This is a genomic window from Microbacterium sp. LCT-H2 (assembly GCF_001866135.1).
Taxonomy (GTDB): Bacteria; Actinomycetota; Actinomycetes; order Actinomycetales; family Microbacteriaceae; genus Microbacterium.
The window spans coordinates 319571-345452 of the sequence record NZ_MODW01000004.1 but is presented as its reverse complement, the minus strand read 5'-3'; the positions used below and the strand labels follow the sequence as shown (position 1 = coordinate 345452).

The following is a 25882-nucleotide window of genomic DNA, read 5'->3' as shown; positions in this document are numbered from 1 at the left end:
GGGGGCCGATTTCCACGGTCACCCGCCGAAGGGGGTGCGGACCGCCCGGTTAGCCTGAGGCCATGAGGGCTGGACGATCGGCGACCGCGCTGCGTCTGCTGCTGCCCGCCTTCCTGCTCGGAGCGATCGTCGCGATCTCGTTCCTGGAGGCGCCGCTGAAGTTCCTGGCTCCCGGGATCACGATCCCCCTAGGGCTCGGCATCGGTCGTCTCGTGTTCACCGCCCTCAACGTCCTCGCGGGAGCGGTGCTCCTCGTGCTGACGGTGGTCAGCGTCCGTGCCCGTGCCGGGCGTTCCTCGGCGCTGCTGCTCGGCGGGCTGTGGCTGGTGTTCCTCGTCGAGGTGGTCGTCATCCGCCCGATCCTCAACCGGCGGAGCGACCTGGTCATCGCAGGGCGGGAGGCGCCGGGAACCGATGGCGCGCACTACGCCTACATCGTCGCTGACGTGACGATGGTGGTGTTGCTCGTGGCGTTCCTCGTGGTCACGGTGCGGGCGGTGCTGCCGCCGCGCGCGTCGTCACCGACGACCGGCGTCTAGGACGCGTCGGACGCAGCGAACTCCAGCAGTCGGCGCGCGCTGTCCCGAGCGGTCGCGAACGGCTCCGCGAACGTCCCCATGCCGACGGTGACGATCGCGCCTTCATAGAGGAGCATGAGCGTCTCGGCGAGCCGGTCCGGGTCGTGGAACCCGGCCTCACCGCAGAGCTCAGCGAAGACCGCGAGCAGCCACTCCTTCTCGCGACGAGCCTCGGCGAGCACCAGCGGGGCGTCCCCGGGGCCGTCGATCTCGGCGCGCGCGTTGATGGCGCTGCATCCCTTGGTGCTGTGGCCCGGCACCCAGGAGATGGCGGCATCGAAGATCGCGAGCACGCGGGCTGGCCCCGCCTCCGGGACTCGGGCGAGGTGGGCGGCGACGTGCTCGCGCCAGCGGGCGTCCCGGTGCTGGAGGTACGACACGACGAGCGCCTCCTTCGACCCGAACCGGTCGTACAAGGTCTTCTTCGTCACCCCGGCCGCAGCGGCGATGGTGTCGACCCCGACGGCGTGGATGCCGCGCTCGTAGAAGAGGTCGGAGGCGGCATCGAGCACGCGGCGCGCCCCGGGGGTCAGCGGCGGGAGCTCCGGCACGGCGGTCGACATGCGACGAGTATACCTACCTGTATAGTGACGGGATGAGTAAACAGATCGGTATACTCTCCCGGGTCGTGACCGTGACCGTGGGCGCGGCGGTGGCCTTCGTCCTCACGTGGAGCTCGGGATTCCTCATCCCCGCGGTCGCCACCGCGGACGTCGACCCCCTGACGCTCCTGGTCTGGCGGTTCACGCCGCTTGCCGTCCTGCTCGTGGTCCTCGCCGCGATGTCCGGAGCGGCGAAGGGGATGACCGCGCGGGAACTCGGCATCCAGGCGGTCGTCGGCGCGCTCGCCCAGTTCGGCTACTGCGCTGCCGTGTACGCGGCCGTCGCCGCGGGGATCGCCACCGGCACCGTCGCGCTGATCGACGCGGTCCAGCCGCTGCTCGTCGCCGTGCTGGTCGGGCCGGTGCTGGGCCTCCGCGTGCGCGGCGCCCAGGTGGCGGGCCTGGTGATCGGGGCGGTCGGGGTGCTGCTCGTCGTGCAGTCGCAGTTCGGCGCCGGCTCCGCGCCGCTCGTCGCCTACCTGCTTCCGGCGGCGGCGATGGTCTGCCTCGTGATCGGCACGCTGGTGCAGCGACGGACGGCCGTGCGCACGGGGGTGCTGCTGACCCTGACCATCCACGTGAGCGTGACCGCCGTGCTGCTCCTCGTCATCGGCGCGCTCGCCGGGGCACTCGTGCCGCCGGCGCGACCCTCGTTCTGGATCGCCGTGGTCCTGACCGCCGTCTTCCCCACGCTCGGTGCCTATGGGCTGTACTGGTGGCTGCTGCGCCGGGTCGGCATCACCGCGCTGCAGGCCCTGCTCTTCCTCGTCGCCCCGGCGACCGCGATCGGCGGGGCGCTGCTGCTCGGAGAACCCCTCACCGCGATCACGCTCGGCGGGTTCGTGCTGTGCGGCGCCGGCGTGACCATGGTGCTCGTGAGCGAGGCGCGGAACCGCGGCCCGGAGGCGGCGCACGGCTCCGCGACGCCGGGTCAGGGCCGGACGCGGACCGCCCGGCCCTCGAAGGTCACCACATCGCCGTCGCGGAGCTGACGCCCGCGGCGCCGGTCCACCTCGCCGTTCACGGTGACGTAGCCGTCGATGATGACCTCTTTCGCGTCGCCGCCCGAGTCCAGCAGTCCCGCGAACTTGAGGAACTGCCCGAGGCGGATGACCTCGCCGCCGATGGAGACCTCGTCGATCGGATCGGAGTTCGTCATCCTTGCATGCTAGCCGTCAGGGCCGCGGTCACTCGTCGACGTCGGTGCCGACGACCGCGAACGAGGCGTCGAAGGAGATGTCGATCGAGCGGTTGTCCGTCGTGAGGACGGAGGCGTCGTAGGGGCTCACGTCGTCGGAGTCCACATCGAGGTCGGTGATCATCCCCTCGGCCTCCGCGAGGGCGGCGTCGACGAGAGTGCGGATGGTCTCCTCGTCGAGCGTGAGCGTCGGTCCCTTGTCGTCGTCGTCCGCGGTGTCGGTCGACACCACGGACGCGGCGAGGTCGTCGTCCACGCGCACCTCGGTCTCGTCCCCGGCGGACGTGGTGAGCTGCACTTCCCACGTTCCGTCGCGCTTCGCGTCGATCGAGGTGACCTCGCCCTCGGCGGCGTCCTGGGCGGCGGCGGCGATTGCGAGGAGCTCGTCGACGTCGTCGGTGCCGATGCCGGTCACCGGGCCACGGTCGCCCCGGTCTTCACTCGGGCGGGCACCCCCGTCGCCGCGGTGGTCTCCGCGCGGGCGGTGGTCGCCCTCGTGTCGGGGGCCCTCCATGGCGGGGCGGTCGTCGTCGTCGCCGAACTCGTCGCCGATCGCGGCACCCACCGCGACGCCTCCGCCGGCGAGCAGTACCGCGGCCGCGATCCCGCCGCCGATCAGGAGCGCGCGCTTGCGTCCGGGCGTGGCGGGGGTTGCGGCGGCCGGTGCCTCCGGGGCGGCGTTCGGGGCGGCGGCCGGGCCGGGGGTCGGTGCGACCGGGACCGTCGGGGCATCGGGGATCGCGTCGGTGGCCGCGCCGTGGCCGGCGGGGGAGCCCGGTCCGGCGTTCTGGTCCTGGCCTGCGCTCGGGCCGGCGGGTGCCGAGTTCTGACCCGCGGCGTCGTTCTCGTCCGGCGTGGGGTTCTGGTCGGGGGCAGGAGTCTTGTCGTTCATGTCTCGATGGTCTCCCGACGCCGCTGAAGCCACCCTGAAGCCTCCTGAAGCCCCGTTCAGGAACCGATATCTCGGGCACGACTTCGGACCTCGGGAACGACACGCCGCCGTGCGGCGGCCAGTACCGGGGTGTCGTCGGGGATCTCCGAAGCTGTGCCCGGCGCGGGGTCAGGAGAGAGGGCCGGCCAGGGGGAGGGTGACGGTGAAGCGGGCGCCGCCCCACCGGGACGTGTCCACCGTGATCGCGCCGAGGGCGGCGGTGGCGATGCCGTGAGCGATCGCGAGACCGAGCCCGCTGCCGCCGGCGTCGCGACTGCGGGCCTCATCGAGCCGGACGAAACGCTCGAAGATGCGGTCCCGCTCCTCCGGCGGGATGCCTGCGCCGTCGTCTTCGACCGTGAGGACGACGTGCGCCGCCTGCGGCTCCACCCCGATCGCCACGCGACCGTTGCTGTGCCGCGCGGCGTTGTCGGCGAGGTTCCGCAGCAGCTGGCCCAGCAGCCGGGGGTCGCCGACGGTGCGGGCCGCACGGATTCCGGAGCCGTCGACGTCGAGCCCGGTGGCCCGCAGCCGACGCACCTCCGCGAGGGCCACGTCGTCCAGGTCCACCGGTTCGGTGCTCCCGGCGACACCCTCGTCGAGGCGGGCGAGGAGCAGCAGCGACTCCACGATGCCCTGCAGCCGCAACCCCTCCTCGGACACCACCTCGGCGAGCTCGTCGATGCTCGTCACCTCCGGGTGCGCCTGGGCGAGCTCCGCATGCTGACGGATCGTGGCCAGGGGAGAGCGGAGCTCGTGCGAGGCATCGGACACGAAGCGGCGCTGCGCGGTCGCCGCCGCGTCGAGCCGGTCGAGCATGCCGTTCATCGTCACGGCGAGGGAGTGGATCTCGTCCGCGGTGTCGGGGACCGGCACCCGATGATCGAGGCGCTCGGCGGTGATGCCCTCGACCTCCTGGCGGATACGGGTGACTGGCCGCAGCGCGCGCCCCGTGACGAGCCAGGTCGTGACGGCCACGAGCAGCAGCAGCGCGGGGACGGCGATCACGAGGAGCGTCGCCACCGTCGACAGGGTCTCCGCGTCCTCGTCCATCGGCACCGCGAGGACGAGGGTCTGGTCGCCGTCGACGTCTTCCGACACCACGACCATCGGCTTGCCGTCGATCCGGACGACCTGCGGATCGTCGTCGACGGGCAGCGGAGTGGCGCCGAGCGCATCGGCGGCCTCCTCGCTCGCCGCGCGCACCACTCCGTCGCGCCCGAGCAGCTGCACGAGGTCGTCGTCGAGCTGGTCGGGGCCGCGGCGTCCCGGGCCGTCGAATCGGCTGACGAGCTCCTCCAGCCGCTGCTCCGCCGCGCGTTCGGTGCTGCCGTGGATGCTCGCGCTCAGCACCCCGTAGAAGGAGAAGGCCCCGAGGAGCAGCGCGACCGCGACGACGAGGGTGGCACCCAGGGTCGTCCGACCGCGGACCGACCGCCAGAGCCGCCTAGCCACCGTTCGCCGCCAGCCGGTAGCCCGCGCCGCGGATGGTCTCGATCGCCTCGCGCCCGAACGGCTTGTCGACCTTGCGGCGGAGGTGGCCGATGTACACCTCGACGATGTTCGGGTCGCCGTCGAAGTCGTCGTCCCAGACGCCGGCGAGGACGTCACGCTTCGACAGTACCTGCCCGCGGTGGCGCATCAGATGTTCGAGCACCGCGAACTCGCGAGCTGTGAGGGAGATCGGGGTCTCACCGCGCCACACGTGGTGTCCGGCGGGGTCCAGCCGCAGGTCGCCGGCCTCCAGGATCGTCGGTCGGGCCACCGCACCGCGGCGCACGAGCGCCCGGAGCCGGGCCACGAGGATCGCGAACGAGAAGGGCTTGGTGACGTAGTCGTCGGCGCCGCTCTCCAGCGCCTCCACCTGATCCCACTCGCCGTCCTTGGCGGTGAGCATCAGCACGGGAGTCCAGTTCTCCTCGGCGCGCAGGGCCTCGCAGACCTTCCAACCGCTCATGCCGGGCATCATCAGGTCGAGCACGATGGCGTCGTACCGGGTCTCGCGTGCCCGCCAGAGGCCATCGACGCCATTGTGAGCGACGTCGACCGCGAAGCCCTCCGCCTCGAGTCCGCGGCGCACGCCCTCGGCCAGACGCACTTCGTCGTCCACCACCAGGATCCGCATCCCCCCAGTGTGGCGCGTCGACGCTGAATCGGGGCTGAAGCCGTCTGGCCGCTTTCGAATCGCGCACCTGGTTCCATCCCGGGCCCAGATACAGCAAGTTGCGCGATTCGAAGAGGGACTTACGACGAGAGGTGCGCCTGGATCTCGCGGATCACCTCGCCCAGGGGGCCGGAGGAGAGGAGACCGGGGCCGAGGGGGCCGGCGGGGTCGGTACCCAGGGGCGGGAGGGTGCGCAGGGCTGCAGCGGCATCAGGGGAGAGGTGCGCGAGTTGCCAGCGCACCTCGGCAGCACGCGCGTCGGAAGCCTCAGGGTGTTTCAGCTCGACGGCCCATGCGGCGTAGGCGGCTGCCCCGAGAGCGTGCGCTCCCATGTGCGCGACCCCGGCGGCCTGTGCCGCGGAGCGGGCGGCGGCTGTCCCGGCAGGGGTCACGGCGCTGCGGGCGGCCCTGCCCGCGACGAAGCGACGACGGATCTCGCCCGCAACCGTGAGCTCGCCCCGCGCGAAGGCGCGCGTCCTGGCGATGGCATCACGCGCACGGTCGTCGTCCGGGGCCTCGCTCTCGAACAGCGGCAGCACGCGCTCGGCGCAGTCGGCGGCCCACACCGCGACGATCCGACGGTCGGCCTCGGTCATGCCCTGCGGAGTCGACACGGGAGTCACCTCGCCCGTCGTCCGGTGCGCGCACGTGCAGCCTCGTGCGCCTCGCGGAGAAGGGCGAGCACGGCACCCTCCGTCGCCTCCGCGGGGTCGATCACGCACACCCAGCCGGCGGTGCCGTACAGCGGGTGAGGGCGGAAGACGTCGACCGCCGTCGGGTCGGTATCGCCGCCTGTGCGCGACGCCGCCGCGATGATCGACTCCGCGCGTTCGCGTCCGACGTGGATGTTCACCCGGAAGCGCCCTGGAGCGTCCAGCGCGGAGGACGTGTCGCCGGGGTAATCCTTCGTGATGATCGTCCCGTACGGCTGCGTGCGCTCCGGCATCCGGCCGTCGGGGGCGTGGTAGAAGTACGCGTCTCCCCACGCCAGCTCGGGGAAGCCGCTGCCTCTTTCCGGGGCGACGACGAGGGCACCGTCGAACGTTCGGACCTCTGCGATGATCTCCTGCGTTTCCATCCTTCAATGCTGAGGCTGATGTGCTTATGTGGACTCAAGGGTCGGAAAGACGAGGAAGCACGTGCAGAACCCTCCAGAGCAGGTGATGACCACTGCGGCGCTCGGACGGCTGGTCGGCTACTCGACGCAGCAGGTGCGCGACCTCGAGCGCCTCGGTGTCCTCCCCTCCGCGGAGCGCGGTGCGAACGGGTACCGGCGGTATCGGATGCCGCATGCCCTGGCGCTGCACGCCTATCGGGCGCTGGCGACGGCGCTCGGTCCGGTGCCCGCGCGTCGACTGATGCCCGCTCTCATCGGCGGGTCGGTCGAGCACGCGGCGGAGCGGATCGACACCCTGCACGCGGATCTCGCCCTCGAACGCTCACGGGTGCGCGCGGCGCTGCGCGGACTCGAGGACGCGGTGGCGGAGGCCGACGAGCCGTTCGTCGAGGACGATGCGATGGCCATCGGCGAACTGGCCCAGGCGCTCGGCGTCCGGTCCTCCGCACTGCGGCACTGGGAACGAGAAGGGCTCGTGCGCCCCCTTCGGCGTGCCGGATCGATCCGCTCCTACGACTCCGCCGCGATCACCGAGGCGCGGATCGCCGCCGCCCTGCGTTCGGGCGGCTACGGCATCCCCGCGGTCTCCCGGATCATCGACGAGGTGCGCGCGCACGGCGACACCGAGCAGGTGCAGCGCATCCTCGCGGAGCGGCTGGCCGACCTCACGCGCCGCAGCGTCGCGCTTCTCGCGGCGGCAGGACACCTGCACGCCCTGCTCGCGGAACGCCTCGCGGAGGAGGGGGGATCCTCCCTCACTCCCGCGCCGGGATCTGCGCCAGCACCTCCGGGATCAGCGGATTCTCGTCGAGCGGGTCGGTGATGACCGCGGCGACCGCCTCGAACGGCAGCACCGGGTAGCGCGAGGCGGCGCCGATCTTCTCGTCGCTCGCGAGCACGACCGTCGCGGCGCATCGGGAGGCGATCGCCCGCTTGGTGACGGCATCGTCGAGCTCTCCCGTCGTGAGACCGTGCCCCGGGTCGACGCCCGTGACGCCGACGAAGAACGTGTCGGCGGCGAGGTGCTGGAGCGCCTCCATCGCGAGTCCTCCGCCGGCGACGAGGGAGTGCCGGGTGAGCTCGCCGCCGATCATGATGACGCGCGCGTCCGAGTGCTCGGCGGCGACGAGGGCGACGGCCGGGCTCGGGGTGATGACCGTGATGCCGGTGCCGGAGGGCAGCAGCCGCGCCATCGCGAGCGTGGTGGTTCCCGCATCCAGCACGATCGTCGATCCGGGGAGGATGGTCGTGACCGCCTGGCGGGCGACCCGTTCCTTGCTCTCGGTCGCGAGGTCGTGGCGCTCCCGCACCGGACGATCGGCCGCGGCGATGGGCAGCGCGCCGCCGTACACGCGCTGGAGCCTGCCTTCCTCGGCGAGTTCGCGGAGGTCGCGGCGGATGGCGTCTTCCGATACCCCGAGGTCATCGGCCGCAGTCTTCGCCACGACCCGTCCCTCGCGGGCGAGCACGTCGAGCAGGTGGTCTTTGCGCTGAGCAGCGAGCATACGTTTCCTCACGAAGTTGCACGTTTATGCACGATTCAGACTACAGTCATCCCCATGATGAAGCCACTCCTGATCCTGATCGCCGGCCCCTACCGTTCCGGCACGAACGGCGACCCTGCCCTGATCGCCCGCAATCTCGCGCGCCTGGAGGAGGCGTCCGGTCCGATCTTCCGCCTCGGCCACGTGCCGATGATCGGGGAGTGGGTCGCGTTGCCGGTCCTGCGCACCCTCGAGCCGGCCGACTCCGGCGAGGGCGACGTCATGTACGAGACCGCCCGCCGACTGCTCCTGCACTGCGATGCGGTGCTCCGGCTGCCGGGGGAGTCGTCGGGCGCGGACAAGGACGTCGCCATCGCCCACGAGCTCGGGCTGCCCGTGTACCGGTCGCTGGAGGAGATCCCGGTCGCCGCGACTCCGTAGGCTGGAGGCATGACCAAGAACATCTGGACTGTCCTCGGCGTCATCCTCGCCGTCGTGATCGCGTGGTGGATCGTCAGCGCGCTGTTCTCGGTGCTCTGGTTCATCGCCAAGCTCGCCATCGTCGCGGTCGTCGCCGTGGTGGTCTTCCTCGTGCTGCGAGGGATCTTCAGCCGCGACGCCGACTGACCCGCCTTCGAATCGCTCACTTTGCGGCAGAACGGCCGGTTTTGCAGCAAAGTGGGCGACTCGAACGGGGTCAGAGGCGGTACTGGGCGGCGCGATGCGTGGGCTGGACCCGGTCGCCGCGGCCGTGCAGCTTGTGACGGAGCGTGCCGGGCACATACTCCTCGGGGTAGGCGCCCCGCTCGCGCAGCACCGGGATGACGTGCTCGATGACGTCCTGCCACGTGCCGGGAGTGACCGCGTAGGCGAGGTTGAAGCCGTCGATGTCGGTCTCCTCGACCCAGGACTGCAGCTCGTCGGCGATCTCGACCCCGGAGCCGACGATCGTGGGCCCGAGGCCGCCGATCGCGTTGTGGCGACCGAAGTCGCCCACCGTCCACTCGCGCCCGAGGTCGGCCTCCTCCTTCAGATGCTGCAACACGGACTGGATCGCGTTCGACTCGACGTTCCCGACCGGCTCGTCCTCGGCGTATTGCGAGAGGTCGACGCCCATCCACCCCGACATGAAGGTGAGCGCCCCCTCCGGGCTCGCGTAGGAGAGGTATTCGGCGTGCTTCGCGGCCGCCTCCTCGCTCGTCGCCGCCGTGATGACCGTCAGCAGCGTGTAGATGCGGGCGTCGTGCCGATCACGGCCCGCGGCCTCGAGAGCATCGCGGATGCGCTTCACGGTGCCGGCGAGCACTTCCTTCGAGGGGGCCGCGACGAAGATGGCCTCGGCGTTCTCGGCCGCGAACCGCACCCCGCGCGGGCTCGCGCCGGCCTGGTAGATCACGGGAGTCCGCTGCGGCGACGGTTCGGAGATGTGGATGCCGGGCACGGAGAAGTGCTTCCCCTCGTGCCGGATCGGATGCACCTTCGACGGGTCGGTGAAGATGCCGCGCTCGCGGTCCTCCACCACCGCGTCGTCCTCCCACGAGCCCTCCCAGAGCTTGTAGAGCACCTCGACGTACTCGTCCGCGTGGTCGTAGCGGTCGTCGTGGGCGAGCTGGTCGTCCTGGCCCATGTTGCGCGCGGCGCTGGGCAGATACCCGGTCACCACGTTCCAGCCGACGCGGCCCTGGGTGAGGTGGTCGAGCGTGCTGAGTCGTCGAGCGAACGGATAGGGGTGCTCGAACGCGGTGCCGGCCGTGACGCCGAAGCCGAGGTGCTCGGTCACCGCGGCCATCGCGCTGGCCAGGAGGATCGGATCGTTCACCGGGACCTGGGCGCCGTTGCGGATGGCGGCCTCGTTCGTACCGCCGTAGACGTCGTAGGTGCCCAGGACGTCGGCGATGAAGATCCCGTCGAAGGTCGCGCTCTCCAGCAGCTTCGCCAGGTCGGTCCAGTACGACAGGGTGTTGTACTGCCGCGAGCGGTCGTCCGGATGCCGCCACAGGCCGGACGACTGGTGGGCGACGCAGTTCATGTCGAAGGCGTTGAAGCGGATCTGCCGGGTCATGCCCCCATGAAACGGGACCGGACGGGGCCGGGGCGAGCGGGCTCGACACGCACCGAAACAATCCGCGGCGCGGCTCAGGCGTCGTCCTCCGGACGGCGGGGACTCGGGTCGGGAGGGAGGATCTCGATCGGGCGCGCCGCTTGTCGCTGCGCTCGCCACCAGATCACGAACCCGACCGCGGTGAACACGCCGTAGAACACGTACATGAGGCCGGTCGCGTAGTAGCCGGAGCTGAACAGCAGTGGCACCCCCACCACGTCCACGGCGATCCAGATGAGCCAGAACTCGGTCCAGCCCTTCGCCATGCCGTACGTCGCCAGCAGTGACCCGACGAAGGTCCAGGCGTCCGCCCAGACCGGTTCCCACGAACCGAGCGCGCGGAACAGGGGGGTGAGCGCCACGGTTCCGACGACGAGGACCACGACCAGACCGATGCGGGCACCGGTCGGCGCCCACCGCGGCACGATGCGACCGCCGTCGGCATTCCGCCAGCGCATCCACCCGTAGATCGCGACGGCGATGAACATGATCTGCCGCCCGGCCTGACCGAGCAGATGCGGGAGCGACGGGTCGGGGCTCAGTGCGGAGCCGAGGAACACCGTGAGCAGCAGGAGGTTTCCGACGATGCCGACCGGCCAGGCCCAGACCTTGCGCCGCATGCCCCCGAGGGCGCTCGCGAGTCCGAACGCGTTACCGACGACCTCACGCACCAGGAGGGTCTGCCCACCCGGAAGCACCCAGGACGAGGAGAAGGCGTCGACGAGCCACTGCAGGAAACCCATCGCTAGAGCGCCGCGTCGGGGGTGGGACGCTCGTCGAGCACGAGCTGCAGCATGCTGAGGTCGAGCCACCGGCCGAACTTCGCGCCGACCTGGGGCATGCGGCCCACCTCCCGGAATCCGAGGCGGTCGTGGAGGGCGAGGGAGGCGGTGTTGCCGCTCTCCACGCCGCCGATCATCACGTGCATCCCGGCTGCCCTGGCCCGGGCGATGAGCTCCGTCATGAGGAGCATGCCGATGCCGCGTCCGCGCTGATCGCCGCGCACGTAGACGGAGTGCTCCACGGTGAGGCGGTAGCCGCTGTGCGGGCGCCACTGGGCGTAGGACGCATAGCCCAGGACGCCGCTCTCGTCGGCGGCGACGATGACGGGACAGCCGCGCGCGGTCCGGTCGGCGAGCCACGCCTCCCGGTCGGCGCGATCCACGGCCTCCTCGTTCCAGATCGCGGTCGTGTGCAGGACGGCGTGGTTGTGGATCTCGGTGATCGTGTCGAGGTCGGCGCTCTCGGCGGGCCTGAGGTGCACGGCGGTCATCGTCAGACGTGGATGTCGGCGGGAGAGGCCTCGCCCTCGTGGAAGCTCGGCTTCCTGCCGAAGAGCTTCGCGATGCCGAGGACGACGCCGACGATCACGAGGCCCCAGACGAGACCGGCGATCGCGGAGATGATCGTGTCGACCACCCACACCACGAAGCCGCCGAGAGGCTCCAGCGCGTGCTCGACCGCATGGAGAACGTCGGCCGGGGCGTGCAGCCCGACCTCGCCGAGGTTGATGAGGACGAGGTGCCCGCCCACCCAGAGCATGGCGACGGTGCCGAGCACGCTGATGAAGCGGAAGACCGCGGGCATCGAGCGGACGATGCGGGTGCCGGTGTGCCGGACGCGCTGGGCCGGGTTCTTCGCCATCTTCAGGCCGATGTCGTCGATCTTCACCAGGAGCGCCACGGCCCCGTACACCGCGACGGTCATGACCAGCGCGATCACGGCGAGGATCGCGAGAGTGGACCAGATGCCGAGTCCCTTGTCGAGGCTGGCGAGGGAGATGAGCATGATCTCGGTCGAGAGGATGAGGTCGGTGCGGACGGCGCCGAGCACGAGTCTCCTCTCGTCGCGAGCGCCCTCGTCGGCGTGGCCGTGCTGCACGCCGAACCACTCGAGCACCTTCTCCGCGCCCTCGAAGCACAGGTACGAGCCGCCGAGGATCAGCAGGTAGGGCAGCACCCACGGCGCGAAGGCCGTGAGCAGCAGCGCGATCGGGATGATGATGACGAACTTGTTCACCAGCGACCCGAGGGCGATCTTGCCCACCACGGGGAGCTCGCGGGCCGGGGTGAGGCCCTGCACGTACTGCGGGGTCACGGCGGCGTCATCGATGACGACTCCGGCGGCCTTCGCCGACGCCTTCATCGCGGCGCTCAGGATGTCGTCGACGACGGCGAGCAGTCCAACGGACATGCGGGTCCTCTTTCCGTGGTGGGAAAGTCAGACTACCGACTCCCGGGCTCAGGCCCGCACGTCCTCCGCGGTCGCCAGCACCCGCTGCAGCGGCTGATAGTGCTCGATGACGGCCTGGCGGTAGCGCTCGACGTCGCCGGAGCGCGCGGCGTCCAGCATGTCGCCGTGCGCCTTGGCGGTCTTGTGGATGTCGTCGGGCTGCGCGATGCCGAGCTGCGGGAGCACGGCGGTGTGCACGTCCCAGAACGCTCCGACGAGCTGGCCGACCAGGCGGTTGTCGATGGCGCCGAAGAGTCGGGTGTGGAACGCCCTGTCCTCGTCGAGGAAGTACTCGCCGCGGCCGGCCTTGTCGACCATCTCGGCGACGAGCTCGTCGAGCTCCGGGTCCGCCTGCGCCTGAGCGGCCTCGACCACGCGCTCGGCCATGGAGAGGTCGAGCGCGAGGCGCACCTCGACGACCTCGCGCAGGGCCTGCAGCGAGCCCTCGGGGGAGAGCACACCGCGGAAGACGAGCGCCTCGACCATCGGGTCCAGCGACATCGGGCCCACGTAGGTGCCGTGTCCGTGCCGGACGTCGACGATGTCGAGGGTGGAGAGCGTGCGGATCGCCTCACGGACCGAGGAGCGCGACACGTCGAGCTCTTCGCAGAGTTCGGCCTCGGTCGGCAGCGGATCGCCAGGGGTGAGTCCGCGCGTGAGGATGAGCTGCTTGATCTGATCCGCCGTCGTGGCTCGCCGCATCCGCGACGCCCTCCCCGTGGTGGACTTCATAGGGTCCCTCTCCTGCCTGCCGGAAACGCTCCGATCCTCTCACTCTTGTGATCCGGTCGAACGTGTGTTTAGAGTACATCAGACGTCTGATGTCCTCAAGGCGTCGCCCCCCACCACCTGGAGCACACATGAACCGACACAGCACCCGCCGCCGCGCGGGTCGTCTCGCGATGGCGGTCGCCGGCACGGTCGCCGCGTCCCTCGCCCTCGCCGGCTGCGGCGGCGCCGCCGGCACCGCCGAGAGCCCCGCCGCGAGCGACATCGACCCCGACGGCATCATCGAAGCCGGGATCTCGTACACCCTGAACGGCAGCTTCGATCCGATGGTCGCCTCCGGTGCCGTCACGGTCTCGGCGAACTGGCACATCTTCGAGGGACTCATCGACCTCGACCCCGTCACGCAGGAGCCCGCCCCCGCCCTCGCCGCCGACTTCCCGACGCAGGTCGACGAGACAACCTACGACATCGACCTCCGCGAAGGCGCGACGTTCCAGAACGGAGACCCGGTCACCGCCGACGACGTGGTCTTCAGCTACGAGCGCGTCCTCGACCCGGCGAACAACTCGCTGTTCCGCTCGTTCGTCGAGTTCATCGACACCGTCACCGCCGTCGACGAGGACACCGTCCGGATCACCACCGACTACCCGTTCTCCCTCATCGACGATCGACTCGGCGTCGTCAAGATCGTGCCGAAGGCCGTGGTCGAGGCCGACCCCGAGGAGTTCGGTGCGAACCCGATCGGCTCCGGCCCCTACGCCCTCGTCTCCGCCGTCCCCGAGGACAAGATCGTCTTCGAGCGGTACGTCGACTACAACGGCCCGCGTCCCGCGCTCGCCGCGGGCATGAACTGGAACCTCCTCGCCGACGCCTCCGCCCGCGTCACCGCGATGTCGACCGGCACGGTGCAGGCGATCGAGGACGTGCCGTACATCGACGCCGACGGACTGGCCGCCTCGGCCGAGGTCGAGAGCGTGCAGTCGTTCGGCCTCCTCTTCATGATGTTCAACACGAAGGCCGAGCCGTTCGACGACGTCCGCGTCCGCCAGGCGCTGCACTACGCGCTCGACATGGACAAGATCATCGAGACCGGCATGCTCGGCAACGCCACCCCGGCCACGTCGTTCCTGCCCGAGGATTACCCGAACTACCACGAGGCCTCCACGGTCTACTCGTACGACCCGGAGAAGGCGGAGGAGCTGCTGGCGGAGGCCGGGGTCTCCGACCTCGCGATCACGCTGCGCATGACCGACACCGGATGGGTGAAGGAGGTAGCCCCGCTCATCAAGGAGTCCCTCGACGCGATCGGGATCGACACCACGCTCGACATCAGCCAGTCGGCGTCGATGTACGAGAAGGTCGACTCCGGCGACTACACCGTCGCCATCGCTCCGGGTGACCCGTCGGTGTTCGGCGTGGACCCCGACCTGCTCATGAACTGGTGGTACGGCGAGAACGTCTGGACCCAGACGCGCACTGCCTGGGCCGACTCCCCGGAGTACGCCGAGCTGCGCACGCTGCTCGACACCGCCGTCACCCAGGAGGGCGAGGAGCAGCAGGAGTCCTGGAACCAGGCGTACGACCTGATCTCCGACCAGGCCGTGCTGTACCCGCTGTTCCACCGCAAGCTGCCCACCGCCTGGAGCTCGCAGGAGCTGGTCGGCTTCCACCCGGTCCCCACGACCGGACTGTCGTTCCTCGACGTCGGCGTGGCCGCGAAGTAGCACCTGCCCGACAGGGCGGGGGCGCGCTCGCCCGAAGAGCGCGCCCCCGCCACCCCACCCCCGGAAGGAGCGGCTCGTGTCCCACACGCTCCGCCTCGTCGGCCGGCGACTGCTGCAGTTGCCGCTGATGATCCTCGGCATCACGTTCCTGGTCTTCTTCGTGATGTCGTTCTCGCCCGTCGACCCGGCACGCACCGCGCTCGGCGAGACCGCCTCCCCCGAAGCGCTGGAGGCGTACCGCGAAGACCACGGACTGAACCTCCCGCTGTTCGTCCGCTACGTGAACTTCCTGCTCGGCCTCGTCCAGGGCGACCTGGGCACCTACTCCGCCCGCAGCCTGCCGGTGGTCGACGAGGTCGCCCGGGCTTTCCCGGTGACGCTGGCCCTGACCTTTCTCGGTCTGGTGATCGCGGTCCTCGTCGCGTTCGTGATCGGCGTCCTCGCCGCGGTCTACCGCGACCGCTGGCCCGATCAGGTCATCCGCGTCTTCGGCGTCGCCGCGCTGTCCACGCCCTCGTTCTGGCTCGCGATCCTCCTCATCCAGGTGTTCACCCTGGCGCTCGGCGTGCTGCCGGCCTCGGGCCCGCTGCCGGCCTTCGCCGACGACCCGTCCGGGTGGCTCGCCCGGATGACCCTTCCCGCGGTCGCGCTCGCCGTGCCCGTGATCGGGCAGCTCTCCCGGGTCGTGCGCACCTCGATGGTCGAGGAGCTCGATCGTGACTACGTGCGCACCGCCCTCGGCGCCGGCATCCCGCGGGTGATCGTCGTCGGCCGCAACGTGCTGCGCAACGCGCTCATCACCCCCGTGACGGTGCTCGGTCTCCGCATCGGGTACCTGCTCGGCGGCGCCGTGGTGATCGAGATCATCTTCGCGATCCCCGGGATGGGCACCCTCATCCTCAACGGGGTCACCAACAACGAACCGAACCTCGTGCAGGGCGTGACGCTCGCGGTCGCGCTCGCGTTCGTCGTGATCAACATCATCGTCGACCTCCTGTACGTGCTCATCAATCCTCGAATCCGGGCGGTGTGACATGCGACGCAGACTCACGGAACGGCTCTCCGTCCCCGGCCTCCGCTGGGGCCGCCTCTCCCTCGGCTCGATCATCTGCCTCGCCGTGCTCGCGATCATCGCGCTCGCCGCGATCCTGGCTCCACTGATCTCGCCGTACGACCCGCTCGCCTCCGGCTCCCCGGTGCAGCCGCCGAGTGTGGAGCACTGGTTCGGCACCGACCGGCAGGGTCGCGACATCTTCTCCCGCCTGGTCTACGGCGCCCGCTACTCCCTCGTGATCGGGCTCGGGGCCACCCTCGTCGCCCTCGCCGTCGCCTGCGTGCTGGGCACGATCGCGGCGACCGCGCCGAAGTGGATCTCCGAGACCCTCATGCGCGTCATGGACGTGATCATGTCGTTCCCCGGCATCGCGCTCGCCGCCGTGTTCGTGGCGGTGTTCGGCAAGTCGCTGCCGGTGCTCGTGCTCACGATCGCGTTCCTCTACGTGCCGCAGCTCACGCGCATCGTCCGGGCGAACATCCTCGACCAGTACGGCGAGGACTACGTCTCGGCCGTCCGTGTGATGGGCGCAGGGACCCCGCGGATCATCGTGCGGCACGTCGCCCGCAACGCCATGGCACCCGTGCTCGTCTTCGCCACGGTGCTCGTCGCCGACGCGATCGTGTTCGAGGCCTCGCTGTCGTTCCTCCAGGCCGGCGTGCCCGACCCCGAGCCGTCCTGGGGCAACGTGATCGCCGCGGGCCGCAACCTGCTCATGAGCGGAGCCTGGTGGGCGACGTTCTTCCCCGGCATCCTCATCATGATCACGGTGCTGTGCCTCAACATCCTGTCCGAGGGGATGACCGACGCCATGGTCTCGCCCCGCGCCAGGAAGATCACCGCCGATGCCGCGAACACGGAGGAGTCGACGCACGACCTGGAGGAGGCCGCCGCCCCGGACGACACCCACGTCATCCCGACGGTCGACACCGCGGTCAACCTCTCGGTGCCCAGCGGCGTGCCCGACGTCCTCGTGCCCACCGCGGAGACGGTGCCGCTGGCGGAGCGCCTCGCCGAGCTGCGGGCCCGCGAAGGCGCCCGCACCGATCGCCTGGTCTACACGGGAGACGCCGCGCCGCTGCTCGAGGTGCAGGACCTCTGCATCTCCTTCCCGCGCCACGGCGACGTCGACGTGGTCGACCACGTCAGCTTCACCGTGCGCCCCGGCGAGACCATGTCGCTCGTGGGGGAGTCGGGGTGCGGCAAGTCCATCACCTCGCTGGCGATCATGGGGCTGCTCGATCCGAAGGCCGACATCCGCGGGCGCATCCTGTTCGACGGCAAGGATCTGCTGCGGATGACGCCGAAGGAGCGCAACGCGCTGCGCGGCCACGACATCGCGATGATTTACCAGGACGCGCTGAGCTCGCTGAACCCCGCGATGCTGATCCGCGCGCAGATGAAGCAGCTCACGTCCCGCGGCGGCACCCGCACGGCCGAGGAGCTGCTGGAGCTCGTCGGTCTCGATCCGAAGCGCACGCTCGCCTCGTACCCGCACGAGCTCTCGGGCGGCCAGCGGCAGCGCGTGCTCATCGCGATGGCCCTGACCCGCGACCCGCGGCTGGTGATCGCCGACGAGCCCACCACGGCCCTCGACGTGACGGTGCAGGCGCAGGTCGTGGAGCTGCTGATGCGGCTGCAGCGGGAGCTCGGGTTCGCACTGGTGTTCGTCTCGCACGACCTCGCCCTCGTCGCCGAGCTCTCGCACCGGATCACGGTGATGTACGCGGGCCAGGTCGTGGAGCAGGGCACCATCCGCGAGGTGCTCACGCAGCCCGTCCACGAGTACACCCAGGGCCTGCTCGGGGCGGTGCTCTCGATCGAGGCCGGCTCCGACCGCCTGCATCAGGTGTCCGGTGTCGTCCCCTCGCCGCGGGACTTCCCGCAGGGCGACCGCTTCGCGCCGCGCTCCGCGGACCCCGCCCGGTACGCCGGCGTGGAACCCGTGCGGCGGCGCATCGACGGCACCGAGCACTACTACTCCGCGCATCCCGACGATGCGCCCGTCGAACCGATCGGAGCAGGACGATGAGCGAAACCGTCATCCAGCTGCAGGACGTGCACGTCCGCTACCGGGCCCGCAGCTCGTCGTTGTTCCGCCCGCACTACGTCGACGCGCTCGCCGGGGTCTCGCTCACGGTCCGCCGCGGACAGACGCTGGGCATCGTGGGCGAGTCCGGCTCGGGCAAGTCCACCTCCGCGAAGGTGCTGATCGGCCTCGAGAAGCCCACGAGCGGTCAGGTCGTCTTCGACGGGGAGACCGTGCGCTCCTTCACCCCCGCGGTGCGCAAGCGCCTGGGGCGCATCCTCTCCGTGGTCTTCCAGGACCCGGCGACGGCTCTGAACGCCCGCATGACCGTGCGGGACGCACTGCTGGATCCGCTGCAGGTGCATCGCCTCGGCTCCCCGGCGAGCCGGGACCGCAAGGTCCGCGACCTCATCGGGCTCGTGGGGCTGCCGTCGTCGGCGCTGGAGGCGCTGCCCAGTCAGCTCTCCGGCGGCCAGCGGCAGCGCGTGGCGATCGCCAGAGCCCTCGTCCTCGACCCCCAGGTCATCGTCGCCGATGAGCCGACCTCGGCCCTCGACGTCTCGGTGCGCGCGCAGATCCTGAACCTGCTGACCGACCTGAAGCAGCAGCTCGGGCTGGGCATGGTCTTCATCTCCCACGACATCCAGACGGTCCGCTACCTCTCCGACGAGATCGCCGTGATGAACAAGGGCCGCGTGGTCGAGCACGGCGACGCCGCCCGGGTCTTCGACGACCCCGCCGACCCCTACACCCGCACGCTGCTGGGCGCCGCGCCCTCGCTGCTCGAACCCCACGACTGAAAAGACGGAACACCTATGCCTTCCCCCGCTCCCGCCCTGTCGTTCTCCGGCGTCGTCCCGCCGGTCGCCACCCCGCTGCTCCCGGACGGGACGATCGACCACGCGTCGCTCACCCGCCTCGTCGAGCGCCTGATCGGGGAGGGCGTCTCCGGACTGTTCGCGCTCGGCTCCACCGGCGAGACCGCCTACTTCACCGACGACCAGCGCGTCGAGCTGCTGCAGACCATCGTCGCCGCGAACGACGGACGCGTGCCCGTCATCGCCGGGGCGATCGAGCTCACGGCCCCGCGCATCATCGAGACGGCCCGCCGGCTCGCCGCCGCGGGCGCGCAGGCGATCGTGACCACCGCGCCGCTGTACACGTTGAACTCGCCGGCCGAGGTCGCCGCGCACTTCCGCACGATCGCCGCCGCGATCGACGTGCCGCTGTGGGCCTACGACGTGCCGGTGCGCGTGCACTCCAAGCTCGGCATCGACCTTCTCGTGCAGCTCGGCCGGGAGGGCGTGATCCAGGGGGTGAAGGACTCGTCCGGCGACGACGTCGGATTCCGCCGGCTGATCGCGGCGAACGAGGCCGCCGGTCGCCCGCTGCAGCTGCTCACCGGACACGAGGTCGTCGTCGACGCGATGGCCCTCGTCGGTGCCGCGGGTGTCGTCCCTGGACTCGCGAACGTGGAGGCCGCGGGCTACGTGCGCCTCTGGGAGGCCGCGCAGCGCGGTGACTGGGCGACCGCCCGGGCCGAGCAGGAGCGCATCAACCGGCTCTTCGACATCGTGTTCCAGCCGCAGGGGCTTTCCGGCGACGCCACCGGCGTCGGGGCGTTCAAGGCGGCGATGCATGCGCGCGGCATCATCGACCACGCGGCGATGGCCGACACGGTGGAGCCGCTCACTGCGGAGGCCGTCGCCGGCATCCGCACCATCCTCGACGAGCTCGGTCTGCTCCCGGTCGCCGTCTGATGCGCGAGGTCGTCCTCGCCGTCGACATCGGCGGCACCAAGACGGCCGCGGCCCTCGCCGACCGGGCGGACGCGCTGCTGCGCACCACCGCGGCGCCGACCCCCGCGAGCGCGGGACCCGCCGCCGTCGTGGCGACCGTCGCCGCCCTCGCGGAGGACCTGCTCGACGAGGAGTCCGCGCTCGTCGGCGTCGGCATCGGCACGGCGGGCGTGGTCGACGCACGGACGGGGACGATCGTGTCGGCCACCGACACCTTCGCCGACTGGCCGGGCACTCCGCTGGCCGCCCTGATCCGGGAAGCGCTCGCGGACCTGCTCCCCGCCGACGCGCCGGTCGCCGTGCAGAACGACGTCGACGCGCACGCCACGGGGGAGTACCTGCACGGGGCCGCCGCGGGAGCCGCGAGCGCCCTCGTCGTCGCCGTCGGCACCGGGGTCGGCGCGGGCGTCATCCTCGACGGCCGTCCGGTGCGCGGTGCCCATCACGTCGCCGGCGAGCTCGCGCACCTTCCCATCCCGGGCGCCGCGCACCTCCGCTGCCCTTGCGGCCGGAACGGACACCTCGAAGCGCTCGGCTCCGGCATCGGTCTGCACCGGCACTACCTCTCGCTCGGCGGTGACCCGGCGCTGCGCGATGCGCGCGGGGTCGCCGCCGCGGCCGGCACGGGGGACTCCCTCGCCGTCCGCGCCGTCCAGGACTCCTCCGCCGCCGTCGGCCGCGCACTCGCGGGAGCCGCGACCCTCCTCGATCCGGAGCGGATCGTCGTCACCGGCGGCGTGCCGCGCATCGGCGAGCTGTGGTGGGACTCCCTGCGGGCGGCCTTCCACGCCGAGGCCATCGACGCCCTGCACGACACCCCCATCCTGCCGGGAACCCTCGGCGACGACGCGCCGCTGCGAGGAGCGGCGGCATCCGCCTGGAGGCGACCATGACATCCACCCCCATCCTCGAACGCCTGCACGGCGGCCTGATCGTCTCTTGTCAGGCGTACCCCGGGGAGGCGATGCGCGACCCGCGCACCATGGCGCAGGTCGCCGACGCCGCCCTCGTCGGCGGTGCCGCCGGGATCCGCGTGCAGGGCATCGACGACATCCGCGCGGTCGCGGACCTCCCGGTGCCGATCATCGGGCTGTGGAAGGACGGCGACGCCGACGTCTTCATCACGCCGACGCTGGAGCATGCCGTGGCCGTCGCCGATGCGGGCGCCGACATCGTGGCGATCGACGGCACCCGACGCCCCCGGCCCGACGGCCGGACGCTCGCGGAGACCATCGTCGGGCTGCGTGCGCATTCCGACGCGCTCATCATGGCCGACTGTGGTTCGCTCGACGACGCGATCGCCGCCGAAGCCGCGGGCGCCGACATCATCGGCACGACCCTGTCCGGCTACACCGGGGAGCGGCCGAAGGGCGACGGCCCCGACCTCGAGCTCATCGGCCTCATCGCGGCACGCTGCACGCGCCCGGTCGTCGCAGAGGGCCGCATCCACACCCCGGCGCACGCCGCCGCCGCGATCGCCGCGGGGGCCTCCGCGGTCTGCGTCGGCACGGCCATCACCCATCCGGCCACCATCACGTCGTGGTTCGCGCGGAGTCTCGCCGAGGCCCGTCAGTGACCCCCGTGCTCCTCAGCGCCTATCCGCTGTCCCCCGCGCACGCCCGGTGGGATCCGGCACTCGAGGCCGCGCTGCTGCCGGAGCTCTGCGCGCTCCCCGGGGTGGCCGGGCTCGAGGTGCCGTGGATGGGGGCGGTGCATCCGCACGACCCGTCCTGGCTCCTCGACCACGTGCCGGCCGTGCCCCTTGCGGTCACCGCAGTGCCGTTCGTGATGCGGCGGCTCGGGGAGGATTCGTCGTACGGCCTCGCCTCACCGCAGGCGGACGGGAGAGCTGCGGCGGTGGCGGATCTGCGGCGCGTGGCGGACGATGTCGCGCGGCTCACCGCCGAGAGCGCCGCATCGGTCGCGGTGGTGATGCTGCACACCGCGCCCCGCGGGAGGGGAGACGGGGACGCGCTCGCCCGGTCCCTGGAGGAGGTCGCGGCGTTCGACTGGAGCGGAGCCCGGCTCGTCATCGAGCACTGCGACGCCGCCGTTCCCGGTCAGACGCCGGAGAAGGGGTTCCTCCCGCTCGCTGCCGAGATCGCGGCCATCCGGTCCACCGGTTCCCTGGTCGGCCTCTGGCTCAACTGGGGGCGGTCGGCGATCGAGCTGCGAGACGCGGACGCGGTGACCGCGCAGATCGCCGACGCCGGGGCCTCGGGGCTGCTGACCGGGCTCGCGTTCTCCGGGGCCGCGCCGGTCGAGAGCCCGTACGGCCCCGCCTGGGTGGACGCGCACCTGCCCATCGCGGAGACCCATCCCGCGTCCGCCTCGCTGCTCGACGCGGCACACGTCCGCGCGGGGCTCCGCGTCGCGGGCGCCGTGCCCTGGCTCGGCCTCAAGGTCGCGCGACGGCCGGAGGATCGCACGGTCGCGGAGATCGTCCGCACCGCGGAACGGAACCTCGCCGTCGTCCGAGACGCGGGCTGAGCGCGAGAAACTCTCAGCCCGCTCCCAGCCCCGCGGGACCAAAACGGGCTCGTCCCTGGTTCTCCTCAGTGACGCCGCAGCCAGCGGCGTCGGATAAGGAGCCACTCATGTCGAACGACTACGGCAGGACCCCCGAGGCCGTCAGCGGTCTCACGAACCTGCAGTACGAGGTCACGCAGCAGGACGCCACCGAGCCGCCCTTCCGCAACGCCTACTGGAACAATCACGACGACGGCATCTACGTCGACGTCGTCTCCGGGCAGCCGCTGTTCTCCTCCCGGGACAAGTACGACAGCGGCACCGGCTGGCCGAGCTTCACGCGCCCGATCGACGCCGACGCCGTGACCACGAAGACCGACCGCACGCTGTGGATGACCCGCACCGAGGCGCGGTCGTCCGGTGCCGACAGCCACCTGGGGCACGTCTTCGACGACGGGCCCCGCGCCGAGGGCGGCCTCCGCTACTGCATGAACTCGGCGGCCCTCCGCTTCATCCCGGCGGAGGATCTCGAGAAGGAGGGGTACGGTCGCTACAGCCCCCTCTTCACCACCGACACCTCTGAGGAGCAGTCATGACCGACACCGGAACCATCACCCGCACCCCCGGGACCGAGACGGCCGTCCTCGCGGGCGGCTGCTTCTGGGGCATGGAAGATCTCATCCGCCGCCAGCCCGGCGTGATCGACACCCGGGTGGGCTACACCGGCGGGGAGAACGACCACGCGACCTACCGCAACCACCCCGGTCACGCGGAGGCCGTGGAGATCGTGTTCGACCCGAGTGCGACGACCTATCGCGACATCCTGGCCTTCTTCTTCCAGATCCACGACCCGTCGACGCTGAACCGTCAGGGCAACGACATCGGGTCGAGCTACCGGTCGGCGATCTTCCCGCTCACCCCCGAGCAGGAGCAGGTCGCCCGCGACACGATCGCCGACGTCGACGCCTCCGGGCTGTGGCCGGGGAAGGCCGTCACGACGATCGAGCCCGCCGGTCCGTTCTGGGAGGCCGAGCCCGAGCACCAGGACTACCTGATCAAGTACCCGAACGGCTACACGTGCCACTTCCCCCGCGCCGGCTGGGTCCTCCCGAAGCGCGAGGACGCCACCGCCTGATCCCCGAGACCCCGCTTTCGCGCCGAGACCCCCTCCTGCACACGCATGCAGGAGGGGGTCTCGGCGCATAGACGGGGTCTCGGCGCGCTCAGGACCCGGCGAAGAAACCGAGCGCGGCCTCCTTGAAGTCGCGGGAGCCGGGGGCGTTGAAGTGGTGGCGGTTCGGGAGCTCGACGAAGCGGGCATCGGGAGCCGCGGCCGCCAGTGCCCGGGAGCCCTCGATGATCGCGTCCTTCGATCCTGTCGCGAACAGCAGCGGCACGACCGGGGCGTCCGCGGGATCGGGATCGATCGTGCCGGAGCCCCGAAGTCCCTCGGCCAGGGCGATGAGCGCGCGCAGATCGTTCCCGGGCACCCGCTCGGTCAGCGCGATGTAGTTCTGCGTCGTGCGGTCCTCCACCGGGGTGCCGTCCGCGATGTACGCGCGCACCTGGTCGAGGTCGAGACGCGCGAGGGGGATGCCGTCGGGGACACCGCCCAGGACCGCCCGGCCGATCCGATGCGGGAGCTCGCGGGCCACCTCCCACCCCACCCGGGCTCCGAGCGAGTAGCCGAGGTAGAACGCGTCGTCGACGAGGTACGTGTCCATGACGGTCTCGACGTCGGTCACGAGGTTGCGGATGGCGTAGGCGTCGGACTCGTGCGGCTTGTCGCTCTGCCCGTGGCCCCGCTGGTCGAGTGCGAGCACGCGGTACCCGGCCCTGGTCAGCTCGCGCACCCAGCCGGTGAGCACCCAGTTGTCGCGCGCGCCCGAGGCGAAGCCGTGCACGGTCACCACGACGGGGGCGTCGAGCTCCCCCCACGTGTACGTCGCCAGTCGTGTGCCGTCCGCCGCATAGACGTGCTGCGGGGCGGGCATCTCGGTGAGGTCGGAGAGGGGAGCAGCCACCCCACCATCCTCCCCCCACTCCTCCCTTCCCTGGCGCCGAGACCCCGGTTACACGCCGAAACCCCCTCCCCGCGGTGTCGCGGAGAGGGGGTTTCGAGGAGAACCCGGGGTCTCGGGTCAGACGCGGTCGCGCAGAGCGGCGCCGAGCTCGGCGTCCACGTTCGTCCAGTACTGGAAGAAGCGCTCGCGGATGGCGTCGACCGTGATCGAGCGGCCCTGGCCGGTCAGCACCTCCAGGAAGCGGGCGCGCTGCGGGCCGTCGAAGACCTCGCGGTACAGCGTGCCTGCCTGACCGAAGTCGTCGTCCTCGGCGTGCAGCGTCGCGGCGGAGCGGGTGAGCTCGCCGTCCGCCGACCAGTTCACCTCGATGCCCTTGGCCGGGTCGGCCTCGGGGCCACCGGGAGTCCCGAAGGAGTTCGGCTGGTAGGTGCGGTGCGCGGCGTCGTTGTACTGGTACCGCATCGAGCCCTCGTGCTGGTAGTTGCGGGTCTCGGCGGCGTGCGGCTGGTTCACCGGCAGCTGGTTGTAGTTCGCGCCGATGCGGTGCCGCTGGGCGTCCGGGTAGGCGAAGATCCGGCCCATGAGCATCTTGTCGGGCGAGAGGCCCGTGCCGGGCACCTGGTTCCCGGGCGTGAAGCCGGCCTGCTCGATCTGTGCGAAGAAGTTCTCCGGGTTGCGGTTCAGGGTCAGCGTGCCGACCTTGATGCGCGGGTAGTCCTTCTTCGAGATCGTCTTGGTGAGGTCGAAGGGGTTGAAGCGGTAGTCCTTCGCCTCCTCGTACGGCATGATCTGCACGTAGAGGTCCCACTTCGGGAAGTCGCCCTCGGCGATCGACTGGAACAGGTCGCGACGGTAGTGGTCTGCGTCGGAACCGGCCAGCTGCTCGGCCTCCTCCGGGCTCATCGCCTCGACACCCTGGTGGGAGACGAAGTGATACCGGACCCAGAACACCTCGCCCTCGGCGTTGACCCACGAGTAGGTGTGCGAGCCGTAGCCGTTCATGTGACGCCAGCTGCGGGGCAGACCGCGCTCGCCCATCAGATAGGTGACCTGGTGGGCGGTCTCGGGCGAGAGCGTCCAGAAGTCCCACTGCATGTCCGCGTCGCGCAGGCCGGAGTCGCCGAGGCGCTTCTGGGAATGGATGAAGTCCGGGAACTTGATGGCGTCGCGGAGGAAGAACGTCGGGGTGTTGTTGCCGACGATGTCGAAGTTGCCCTCGGTCGTGTAGAAGCGCAGCGAGAACCCGCGCACGTCGCGCCAGGTGTCGGGGGAGCCCTGCTCGCCGGCGACGGAGGAGAAGCGGATGAGCGTCTCGGAGGTCGCGCCCGGCTGGAACACGGCCGCCCTGGTGTACTTCGAGACGTCCTCGGTGACGACGAACTCGCCGAACGCGCCGCCGCCCTTGGCGTGCGGATTGCGCTCCGGCACCCGCTCGCGATTGAAGGAGGCGATCTTCTCCACCAGGTAGTGGTCGTGCAGCACGGTGGGGCCGTCGGGGCCCACCGTCAGCGAGTGAGCGTCGCTCGCGATCGGCGCTCCGGCCTGTGTCGTCGTGGCCGGACGGCCCGCGTCGGTGGGGTTGGTCATGGTCTTCTCCTTCTCCGCGCGGACATGCCGAACGGACCCTCGGGGAGGGGATCGGTGGAT

The 25882-nt window shown here is 71.0% G+C and carries 30 protein-coding genes; 15 read left to right on the top strand and 15 right to left on the bottom strand.

Translation table 11 applies throughout. From position 1 onward, the window contains the following. Positions 1-62: 62 nt before the first annotated feature. Complete coding sequence (locus BK819_RS12400) at positions 63-539, top strand: hypothetical protein (protein ID WP_071329398.1); 477 nt, start codon at positions 63-65, stop codon at positions 537-539. Here BK819_RS12400 and BK819_RS12395 read toward each other — a convergent pair. After that, positions 536-1141: a TetR/AcrR family transcriptional regulator gene (locus BK819_RS12395; protein ID WP_071329397.1), complete on the bottom strand. Its 606-nt coding sequence runs from the start codon at positions 1139-1141 to the stop codon at positions 536-538. The genes BK819_RS12400 and BK819_RS12395 overlap by 4 nt on opposite strands. A 32-nt stretch (positions 1142-1173) precedes the next feature. Here BK819_RS12395 and BK819_RS12390 point away from each other — a divergent pair, with 32 nt between their 5' ends. Then, positions 1174-2172 (top strand): DMT family transporter, encoded by a 999-nt coding sequence (locus BK819_RS12390; RefSeq protein WP_256209466.1) that lies wholly within the window; start codon positions 1174-1176, stop codon positions 2170-2172. On the opposite strand, the gene BK819_RS12385 is transcribed toward BK819_RS12390, so the two are convergent. The 6 genes from BK819_RS12385 to BK819_RS12360 all read right to left on the bottom strand — a co-directional run bounded on the left by BK819_RS12385 (position 2112) and on the right by BK819_RS12360 (position 6551). After that, complete coding sequence (locus BK819_RS12385; protein ID WP_025102805.1) at positions 2112-2339, bottom strand: RNA-binding S4 domain-containing protein; 228 nt, start codon at positions 2337-2339, stop codon at positions 2112-2114. The genes BK819_RS12390 and BK819_RS12385 overlap by 61 nt on opposite strands. A 28-nt stretch (positions 2340-2367) precedes the next feature. Beyond that, positions 2368-3270: a hypothetical protein gene (locus BK819_RS12380; protein WP_083391774.1), complete on the bottom strand. Its 903-nt coding sequence runs from the start codon at positions 3268-3270 to the stop codon at positions 2368-2370. Positions 3271-3438: 168 nt separating this feature from the next. Next, positions 3439-4764, bottom strand: a complete 1326-nt coding sequence (locus tag BK819_RS12375) for a cell wall metabolism sensor histidine kinase WalK (protein ID WP_071329396.1) — start codon at positions 4762-4764, stop codon at positions 3439-3441. After that, positions 4757-5434, bottom strand: a complete 678-nt coding sequence (locus tag BK819_RS12370; RefSeq protein ID WP_071329395.1) for a response regulator transcription factor — start codon at positions 5432-5434, stop codon at positions 4757-4759. The genes BK819_RS12375 and BK819_RS12370 overlap by 8 nt, the downstream gene beginning before the upstream one ends. 119 nt (positions 5435-5553) lie before the next feature. Beyond that, positions 5554-6087 carry a putative immunity protein gene (locus tag BK819_RS12365; protein ID WP_071329440.1) on the bottom strand — a complete coding sequence of 178 codons (534 nt, stop codon included), beginning with the start codon at positions 6085-6087 and terminating at the stop codon, positions 5554-5556. Between the two features lie 5 nt (positions 6088-6092). Continuing rightward, positions 6093-6551, bottom strand: a complete 459-nt coding sequence (locus BK819_RS12360) for a DUF6194 family protein (RefSeq protein WP_071329394.1) — start codon at positions 6549-6551, stop codon at positions 6093-6095. A 61-nt stretch (positions 6552-6612) separates the two neighbouring features. On the opposite strand from BK819_RS12360, the gene BK819_RS12355 reads away from it, so the two are divergent. Beyond that, the gene (locus tag BK819_RS12355) at positions 6613-7413 is read left to right on the top strand and encodes a MerR family transcriptional regulator (RefSeq protein ID WP_256209465.1); all 801 of its coding nucleotides are present in this window, start codon (positions 6613-6615) and stop codon (positions 7411-7413) included. On the opposite strand, the gene BK819_RS12350 is transcribed toward BK819_RS12355, so the two are convergent. Beyond that, entirely contained in the window at positions 7346-8095 is a 750-nt protein-coding gene (locus BK819_RS12350; RefSeq protein WP_071329392.1) for a DeoR/GlpR family DNA-binding transcription regulator, read from the bottom strand. The two genes, BK819_RS12355 and BK819_RS12350, sit on opposite strands and share 68 nt — an antisense overlap. A gap of 54 nt (positions 8096-8149) precedes the next feature. Between BK819_RS12350 and BK819_RS12345 the strand changes: the two genes are divergently transcribed. Both BK819_RS12345 and BK819_RS16870 read left to right on the top strand, forming a co-directional pair. Further along, positions 8150-8515, top strand: a complete 366-nt coding sequence (locus BK819_RS12345) for a DUF4406 domain-containing protein (RefSeq protein ID WP_177173841.1) — start codon at positions 8150-8152, stop codon at positions 8513-8515. A 9-nt stretch (positions 8516-8524) separates the two neighbouring features. Continuing rightward, complete coding sequence (locus tag BK819_RS16870) at positions 8525-8701, top strand: hypothetical protein (protein ID WP_177173840.1); 177 nt, start codon at positions 8525-8527, stop codon at positions 8699-8701. A 70-nt stretch (positions 8702-8771) separates the two neighbouring features. Here the strand turns inward: BK819_RS16870 and BK819_RS12340 are convergent, their stop codons facing one another. From BK819_RS12340 to BK819_RS12320, 5 genes are all read right to left on the bottom strand, one after another. Beyond that, positions 8772-10136, bottom strand: coding sequence for an LLM class flavin-dependent oxidoreductase (locus tag BK819_RS12340; RefSeq protein WP_071329391.1), 1365 nt, complete (start codon positions 10134-10136; stop codon positions 8772-8774). Between the two features lie 74 nt (positions 10137-10210). Next, positions 10211-10918: a nicotinamide riboside transporter PnuC gene (gene pnuC / locus BK819_RS12335; RefSeq protein WP_071329390.1), complete on the bottom strand. Its 708-nt coding sequence runs from the start codon at positions 10916-10918 to the stop codon at positions 10211-10213. 2 nt (positions 10919-10920) lie between these two features. Then, positions 10921-11448 carry a GNAT family N-acetyltransferase gene (locus tag BK819_RS12330; RefSeq protein ID WP_143049294.1) on the bottom strand — a complete coding sequence of 176 codons (528 nt, stop codon included), beginning with the start codon at positions 11446-11448 and terminating at the stop codon, positions 10921-10923. Between the two features lie 2 nt (positions 11449-11450). After that, positions 11451-12368 (bottom strand): DUF808 domain-containing protein, encoded by a 918-nt coding sequence (locus BK819_RS12325; protein WP_071329389.1) that lies wholly within the window; start codon positions 12366-12368, stop codon positions 11451-11453. 48 nt (positions 12369-12416) lie between these two features. Next, a complete protein-coding gene (locus tag BK819_RS12320) occupies positions 12417-13139 on the bottom strand; it encodes a FadR/GntR family transcriptional regulator (protein WP_060923475.1) in 723 nt (240 codons plus the stop codon). Positions 13140-13267: 128 nt separating this feature from the next. On the opposite strand from BK819_RS12320, the gene BK819_RS12315 reads away from it, so the two are divergent. From BK819_RS12315 to msrA, 10 genes are all read left to right on the top strand, one after another. Further along, the gene (locus tag BK819_RS12315) at positions 13268-14860 is read left to right on the top strand and encodes an ABC transporter substrate-binding protein (protein ID WP_071329388.1); all 1593 of its coding nucleotides are present in this window, start codon (positions 13268-13270) and stop codon (positions 14858-14860) included. A 76-nt stretch (positions 14861-14936) separates the two neighbouring features. After that, positions 14937-15893: an ABC transporter permease gene (locus tag BK819_RS12310; RefSeq protein WP_071329387.1), complete on the top strand. Its 957-nt coding sequence runs from the start codon at positions 14937-14939 to the stop codon at positions 15891-15893. Between the two features lies 1 nt (position 15894). Beyond that, positions 15895-17946: a dipeptide/oligopeptide/nickel ABC transporter permease/ATP-binding protein gene (locus BK819_RS12305; protein WP_071329386.1), complete on the top strand. Its 2052-nt coding sequence runs from the start codon at positions 15895-15897 to the stop codon at positions 17944-17946. After that, positions 17943-18743 (top strand): ABC transporter ATP-binding protein, encoded by an 801-nt coding sequence (locus BK819_RS12300; RefSeq protein ID WP_071329385.1) that lies wholly within the window; start codon positions 17943-17945, stop codon positions 18741-18743. The genes BK819_RS12305 and BK819_RS12300 overlap by 4 nt, the downstream gene beginning before the upstream one ends. A gap of 15 nt (positions 18744-18758) precedes the next feature. Further along, complete coding sequence (locus BK819_RS12295; RefSeq protein ID WP_071329384.1) at positions 18759-19703, top strand: dihydrodipicolinate synthase family protein; 945 nt, start codon at positions 18759-18761, stop codon at positions 19701-19703. Continuing rightward, positions 19703-20635 (top strand): ROK family protein, encoded by a 933-nt coding sequence (locus BK819_RS12290; RefSeq protein WP_071329383.1) that lies wholly within the window; start codon positions 19703-19705, stop codon positions 20633-20635. The genes BK819_RS12295 and BK819_RS12290 overlap by 1 nt, the downstream gene beginning before the upstream one ends. Beyond that, positions 20632-21318 (top strand): N-acetylmannosamine-6-phosphate 2-epimerase, encoded by a 687-nt coding sequence (locus BK819_RS12285; protein WP_071329382.1) that lies wholly within the window; start codon positions 20632-20634, stop codon positions 21316-21318. Before BK819_RS12290 ends, BK819_RS12285 begins: the two co-directional genes overlap by 4 nt. Further along, entirely contained in the window at positions 21315-22232 is a 918-nt protein-coding gene (locus tag BK819_RS12280; RefSeq protein ID WP_071329381.1) for a DUF4862 family protein, read from the top strand. The genes BK819_RS12285 and BK819_RS12280 overlap by 4 nt, the downstream gene beginning before the upstream one ends. A 107-nt stretch (positions 22233-22339) precedes the next feature. Continuing rightward, positions 22340-22807, top strand: coding sequence for a peptide-methionine (R)-S-oxide reductase MsrB (gene msrB, locus BK819_RS12275; RefSeq protein ID WP_025102783.1), 468 nt, complete (start codon positions 22340-22342; stop codon positions 22805-22807). Next, on the top strand, positions 22804-23346 hold the full coding sequence (msrA, locus tag BK819_RS12270; protein WP_025102782.1) for a peptide-methionine (S)-S-oxide reductase MsrA: 543 nt from the start codon (positions 22804-22806) through the stop codon (positions 23344-23346). Before msrB ends, msrA begins: the two co-directional genes overlap by 4 nt. An 88-nt stretch (positions 23347-23434) precedes the next feature. On the opposite strand, the gene BK819_RS12265 is transcribed toward msrA, so the two are convergent. Together BK819_RS12265 and BK819_RS12260 are read right to left on the bottom strand one after the other, a co-directional pair. After that, positions 23435-24235 carry an alpha/beta fold hydrolase gene (locus BK819_RS12265; protein WP_083391773.1) on the bottom strand — a complete coding sequence of 267 codons (801 nt, stop codon included), beginning with the start codon at positions 24233-24235 and terminating at the stop codon, positions 23435-23437. Between the two features lie 117 nt (positions 24236-24352). Next, complete coding sequence (locus BK819_RS12260) at positions 24353-25822, bottom strand: catalase (protein WP_071329380.1); 1470 nt, start codon at positions 25820-25822, stop codon at positions 24353-24355. Positions 25823-25882 lie beyond the last annotated feature (60 nt).

What these genes read in the sequence shown, in the direction of transcription:
- BK819_RS12400 (WP_071329398.1), top strand. Translation starts at nt 63, where the DNA reads ATGAGGGCTGGACGATCGGCGACCGCGCTGCGTCTGCTGCTGCCCGCC.
- BK819_RS12395 (WP_071329397.1), bottom strand. Translation starts at nt 1,141, where the DNA reads ATGTCGACCGCCGTGCCGGAGCTCCCGCCGCTGACCCCCGGGGCGCGC.
- BK819_RS12390 (WP_256209466.1), top strand. Translation starts at nt 1,174, where the DNA reads ATGAGTAAACAGATCGGTATACTCTCCCGGGTCGTGACCGTGACCGTG.
- BK819_RS12385 (WP_025102805.1), bottom strand. Translation starts at nt 2,339, where the DNA reads ATGACGAACTCCGATCCGATCGACGAGGTCTCCATCGGCGGCGAGGTC.
- BK819_RS12380 (WP_083391774.1), bottom strand. Translation starts at nt 3,270, where the DNA reads ATGAACGACAAGACTCCTGCCCCCGACCAGAACCCCACGCCGGACGAG.
- BK819_RS12370 (WP_071329395.1), bottom strand. Translation starts at nt 5,434, where the DNA reads ATGCGGATCCTGGTGGTGGACGACGAAGTGCGTCTGGCCGAGGGCGTG.
- BK819_RS12360 (WP_071329394.1), bottom strand. Translation starts at nt 6,551, where the DNA reads ATGGAAACGCAGGAGATCATCGCAGAGGTCCGAACGTTCGACGGTGCC.
- BK819_RS12350 (WP_071329392.1), bottom strand. Translation starts at nt 8,095, where the DNA reads ATGCTCGCTGCTCAGCGCAAAGACCACCTGCTCGACGTGCTCGCCCGC.
- BK819_RS12345 (WP_177173841.1), top strand. Translation starts at nt 8,150, where the DNA reads ATGATGAAGCCACTCCTGATCCTGATCGCCGGCCCCTACCGTTCCGGC.
- BK819_RS16870 (WP_177173840.1), top strand. Translation starts at nt 8,525, where the DNA reads ATGACCAAGAACATCTGGACTGTCCTCGGCGTCATCCTCGCCGTCGTG.
- BK819_RS12340 (WP_071329391.1), bottom strand. Translation starts at nt 10,136, where the DNA reads ATGACCCGGCAGATCCGCTTCAACGCCTTCGACATGAACTGCGTCGCC.
- pnuC (WP_071329390.1), bottom strand. Translation starts at nt 10,918, where the DNA reads ATGGGTTTCCTGCAGTGGCTCGTCGACGCCTTCTCCTCGTCCTGGGTG.
- BK819_RS12330 (WP_143049294.1), bottom strand. Translation starts at nt 11,448, where the DNA reads ATGACCGCCGTGCACCTCAGGCCCGCCGAGAGCGCCGACCTCGACACG.
- BK819_RS12325 (WP_071329389.1), bottom strand. Translation starts at nt 12,368, where the DNA reads ATGTCCGTTGGACTGCTCGCCGTCGTCGACGACATCCTGAGCGCCGCG.
- BK819_RS12320 (WP_060923475.1), bottom strand. Translation starts at nt 13,139, where the DNA reads ATGAAGTCCACCACGGGGAGGGCGTCGCGGATGCGGCGAGCCACGACG.
- BK819_RS12315 (WP_071329388.1), top strand. Translation starts at nt 13,268, where the DNA reads ATGAACCGACACAGCACCCGCCGCCGCGCGGGTCGTCTCGCGATGGCG.
- BK819_RS12305 (WP_071329386.1), top strand. Translation starts at nt 15,895, where the DNA reads ATGCGACGCAGACTCACGGAACGGCTCTCCGTCCCCGGCCTCCGCTGG.
- BK819_RS12300 (WP_071329385.1), top strand. Translation starts at nt 17,943, where the DNA reads ATGAGCGAAACCGTCATCCAGCTGCAGGACGTGCACGTCCGCTACCGG.
- BK819_RS12295 (WP_071329384.1), top strand. Translation starts at nt 18,759, where the DNA reads ATGCCTTCCCCCGCTCCCGCCCTGTCGTTCTCCGGCGTCGTCCCGCCG.
- BK819_RS12290 (WP_071329383.1), top strand. Translation starts at nt 19,703, where the DNA reads ATGCGCGAGGTCGTCCTCGCCGTCGACATCGGCGGCACCAAGACGGCC.
- BK819_RS12285 (WP_071329382.1), top strand. Translation starts at nt 20,632, where the DNA reads ATGACATCCACCCCCATCCTCGAACGCCTGCACGGCGGCCTGATCGTC.
- msrB (WP_025102783.1), top strand. Translation starts at nt 22,340, where the DNA reads ATGTCGAACGACTACGGCAGGACCCCCGAGGCCGTCAGCGGTCTCACG.
- msrA (WP_025102782.1), top strand. Translation starts at nt 22,804, where the DNA reads ATGACCGACACCGGAACCATCACCCGCACCCCCGGGACCGAGACGGCC.
- BK819_RS12260 (WP_071329380.1), bottom strand. Translation starts at nt 25,822, where the DNA reads ATGACCAACCCCACCGACGCGGGCCGTCCGGCCACGACGACACAGGCC.